Below are 4,356 nucleotides of genomic sequence, written 5' to 3'. Positions count from 1 at the left end.
CAGTCCCGCTCGATCGCCCCCCGCCGCCGCATCGGTCGCTGGCCATGCGCCCTTTCCATGCGACGAGGTGGGATCAGAATAAGGGCGGTTGGAAGGGGTGAGGACCAAATCGGGTCGAGAAAATCCAGGGCGTTGAAATCCTGAAACCTTGCCCGCTATCCGCCGAGCATAAACACCCCAACTCCGCTCATCCCGGCGAACGCCGGGATGAGCGGCTTGCGCCGAGCGGAGTTCTGAATGTCAGCTGAGGGTGGTGGCTCAACCGGTGAACGCGGGTCGTTTGGAGCTTCCACAATGTTCGGTGCGACCTACTCCGCCGTGAACCGGTCGGAGATGAACTTGGCCAACTGCCCAGCCTGGCGCGGAGGCGTGACGTTGGACAGCGCCACGATCACGGCCTGGTTCTCGCCGACGATCCGCAGGTCGCCGTTCTGGCCGTCATCGACGCCGTTGTGGCCGACCATAACCGGTTCAGCCTCGACATAGATCCCGAACCCGTAGCCGTACTTCATGCCCGGCTGATTCTCGACGCGGCCTGTCGTCATCTGCCGGCGATGCTCGGCGTCCAGTAGCCGGCCGTCGAACAGGGCCGCGGCGAAGCGCTGGAAGTCGCCGACGGTCGAATAGCCGCCCCCGGCCGAGGTTCCGCGCCAGGGCAGCTCGTTGGCCTGCTCGTAGCTGGCCGAACCCTTCATGTAGGGGACCGCGCGGTCCGGCACGGCCACCGTTTCCGGCTCGAAGCCGGTGGCCGTCATGCCCGCCGGCTTGAAGATGTGCTCTTGGACATAGTCGTAATAGGTCTGACCCGAGACCGCCTCGATCACCCGGCCCAGCAGGATGAAGCCGTAGTTGGAATATTCCCACTTCGCACCCGGCTCGAACTCCAGGGGGCGCGCGCCGAACAGGTCGACATAGTCCTTCAGGGTTCGCACCTGCTCGCGCTTGGCCTCGTACTCCGGCTCGAAGATGTCGCCGGTCCCCCCGGTGTGGGTCAGCAGGTGGCGCAGGGTGACCTTTCGGGCCAGATCGGCGTTGGGATAGTCCTTCAGGTAGGTCGCCAGCGGGGCCTGCAGGTCCAACTGGCCAGCCTGGACCAGCTGCATGATGGCCGTGCCGGTGAACATCTTGTCCATCGAGCCGACCCGGAACCGGGTCTGCGGGGTGTTGGGCAGGTCGCGCTCGCGGTCGGCCAGGCCCTGGGCGGCCGAGAACACCACCTTGTCGCCCCGGGTCACCAGGACCGCGCCGGAGAAATCGTCGCCCAGCAGGGCCATCTGTCGGGCGATCGCCTTGGCGAGGGCCGCGTCGTCCAGGCGCGGCGTGGACGCCACGCCCGGCGGCTTGGGCTCGGGCCGCAAGCGCAGTGCGGTGACGTGGTGCGGCGCGACCGCCTCCACCTCGATCTCCAAGCAGGCGTAGTCGCCATAGCGCTCGCGCAGCAGAGCGGTCAGCTGGGTTGGCGTGGCGGTCTCGACCCGCACGAGGTCGAAGCCGCCGACCTGGTTCTGGAAAGCCGCGAAGTCCTCGGCCTCCCTCGGCGAGGTCGGGAAGTGGTCCTTGATGAAGGCGGCGGCCTTGACCACGTCGCCGGAGTTCAGGGCTTCCAGATACGCCCGCGCCTCAGCGCCCACGGGCGTACTTGGCAGCGCGGGCGCCTGCGCCCGGGCCGTGAATCCCAGGCTCGCGGCCAGAAACAGCGCCGTCCCGGCGCGAAGGATGCCGCGATGATCCATTTCTCTTCCCCCAGCCTTGACGGCCGCCACCACAGCTTCCAGTTGTTGCGAGCATTTCGCAAGTCCATTTCCGCCCTGGATGATGTTTGGACCCTTGGGGTTATCTGCGGCCCGACCAAGGTCCGCAACGGCTCAAAAACAGAGGCCAGCCTTCCACCACCACCGGATCGTGCCCGATCTTCCCCGGCCCAGGCACGCGCGTCCCCCGCCCCACGCGGCCAATTCGCCGCACCGCAGCATTCTTTCCCCAGCCCCCTTGCTTTCCGGATGGTTTTGCCTTCCTTAGGCGGCCCATCAGACCGAGTTTCGGCGCGCCCTCATCGGCATCCCGGCGAAAAAGGTCTATTCTCTGAAGATATTTGACCAAGAACACGGTCCATTTGGGGGTCGTATTTGGTCGTGGTGCGGGCCGCGCGCGTTTGTGTGTGCGCCGTCCGCTTGAAACGAACTGGACCCGCATGCCCTTCCCCGCCTCCCACCCCGCTCTTGAGCGGGCTCTTGCCGCTCAAGGCTATCTCGAACCCACCCCCGTCCAGGCCGCCGTGCTGGAAGCCGACGCCGAGGGCCGCGACCTGCTGGTCAGCGCCCAGACCGGCTCGGGCAAGACCGTCGCCTTCGGCCTGGCCGCCGCCCCGACCCTGCTGGGCGACGCCGACAGGCTGGGCAAGGCCGGCGCCCCGATGTGCCTGGTCATCGCCCCGACCCGCGAACTGGCCATCCAGGTCAATCGCGAGCTGACCTGGCTCTACGCCGAGGCCGGCGCCGTGGTCGTCAACTGCGTGGGCGGCATGGACGCCCGCCGCGAGCAGCGCGCCCTGAACTTCGGCGCCCACATCGTGGTCGGCACGCCCGGCCGCCTGCGCGACCACATCGAACGCGGCCACCTGGACCTGTCGGAACTGAAGGTCGCCGTCCTCGACGAGGCCGACGAGATGCTCGACATGGGCTTCCGCGAGGACTTGGAATTCATCCTCGACGCCGCGCCCAAGGAACGCCGCACCCTGCTGTTCTCGGCCACCCTGGCGCGCGAGATCGTGCAGCTGGCCAAGAGCTACCAGAACGACGCCGTCCGCATCGACACCATCGGCCGCAACGAACCCCACCGCGACATCGAATACCGCGCCGTGCGCGTGGCCCCCAACGAGGTCGAGCACGCGGTGGTCAACCTGCTGCGCTATTTCGAGAGCCCCGGCGCCCTGGTGTTCGCCAACACCCGCGAAAGCGTCCGGTCCCTGCACAGCAAGCTGCGCGAGCGCGGCTTCGCCGTGGTCGGGCTGTCGGGCGAGCTGTCGCAACGCGAACGCGCCGACGCCCTGCAGGCCCTGCGCGACGGCCACGCCCGCGTCTGCGTCGCCACCGACGTCGCCGCCCGCGGCCTGGACCTGCCCGACCTGGGCCTGGTCATCCACGCCGAACTGCCGGTGAACAAGGCGACGCTGCTGCATCGCTCGGGCCGCACCGGCCGGGCCGGCAAGAAGGGCGTCAGCGCCCTGGTCGTCCCCTACACCCGCCGCCGCAAGGCCGAGCAGCTGCTGATGGCGGCTGGCGTCGAAGGCCAGTGGGGCGGCGCCCCGACGGCCGACGAGATCCGCGTCAAGGACACCGAGCGCCTGCTCGATGACCCGATCTTCGCCGAGCCCGCCAACGAGGACGACGCCGGTCTGGTCGCGGCCATGCTGGAGAAGCGCTCGCCCGAGGAGCTGGCCGCCGCCCTGATCCGCGCCCGGCGCGCCAAGCTGCCGGCCCCGGAAGAGATCTATGACGACCCGCGCCACGGGGCCGATCCAGGCCCCCGCGCCCGCGGCGAACGCTCCAACGATCGCGGCGACCGCTTCGCCGACCGCGACTTCGCCCCGCGCGGCGACTTCGGGGACCGTCCCGAACGCGAGCCGCGCGCCGACATGACCAACTCGGCCTGGTTCCGCCTCAACACCGGCCGCCGCAACAACGCCGACCCCAAGTGGCTGATCCCGCTGATCTGCCGCCTGGGCCACATCACCAAGAAGGACATCGGCTCGATCCGGATCTTCGACTACGACACCAAGTTCGAGATTTCGGCCGAGGCGGAAGTGAAGTTCGGGGCCGCCGTCCAGGCCACCGTGCGCGACGACGTGTCCATCACCCCGACCACGGCCCCGGCCGCCCGGGACGCCGGTCCGCGCAAGGACTACGCCCCGCGCCCGCCGCGTGGCGACGACGACGCGCCGCGCCGCGACTACGCCCCGCGTTCGCCTCGCGACGACGCCGGCCCGCGCGGTCCCCGCGCCAACGCGCCGGGCTCGCGCGACCACACCCCGCGCCCGTCCTCGTACGGCGCCGACGGCGTGAGCAACGCCAAGCCCTACGCCCGCAACGAGGAGCCCAAGCGCGACTACAAGCCGCGCGACCGCGACGAAGCCCCCAAGCGGGACTTCAAGCCCCGCGCCGACGCCCCTCGCCCGAGCGCTCCGAAGCGCGAGTTCAGGCCACGTGACGAAGCCCCGCGCGCCCAGGCCGAGGCCGCCCCGCGTCGCGCCCCGCGCACCGATCGCGAGAGCGTGCCCTATGATCCGGCCGCCGCCCCGGAAAAGCCCTTCCGCAAGCCGCGCGCCGCCGGCGGCGCGGCGCCGGCCAAGGGGGTCAT

At 69.7% G+C, this 4,356-nt stretch carries 2 protein-coding genes and 1 pseudogene; 1 reads left to right on the top strand and 2 read right to left on the bottom strand.

Annotation, left to right across the window (positions count from 1 at the left end):
* Positions 1-77: pseudogene (locus AC07NX_RS26125) on the bottom strand (hypothetical protein); the annotation flags it as partial.
* Between the two features lie 231 nt (positions 78-308).
* Positions 309-1,733 carry a serine hydrolase domain-containing protein gene (locus tag AC07NX_RS26120; protein WP_494646028.1) on the bottom strand — a complete coding sequence of 475 codons (1,425 nt, stop codon included), beginning with the start codon at positions 1,731-1,733 and terminating at the stop codon, positions 309-311.
* Between the two features lie 458 nt (positions 1,734-2,191).
* On the opposite strand from AC07NX_RS26120, the gene AC07NX_RS26115 reads away from it, so the two are divergent.
* The coding region (locus AC07NX_RS26115) for a DEAD/DEAH box helicase (RefSeq protein ID WP_494646026.1) at positions 2,192-4,356 on the top strand (2,165 nt) is incomplete at its 3' end.

Source organism: Caulobacter sp. GW821-FHT09A05 (assembly GCF_059418465.1).
Note: the sequence above shows the minus strand (reverse complement) of the source record. Positions and strands in the feature narration are given on the sequence as shown.

Bases quoted from the DNA above. Each gene is read 5' to 3' on its own strand.
- AC07NX_RS26120 (WP_494646028.1), bottom strand. From the start codon at position 1,733: ATGGATCATCGCGGCATCCTTCGCGCCGGGACGGCGCTGTTTCTGGCC.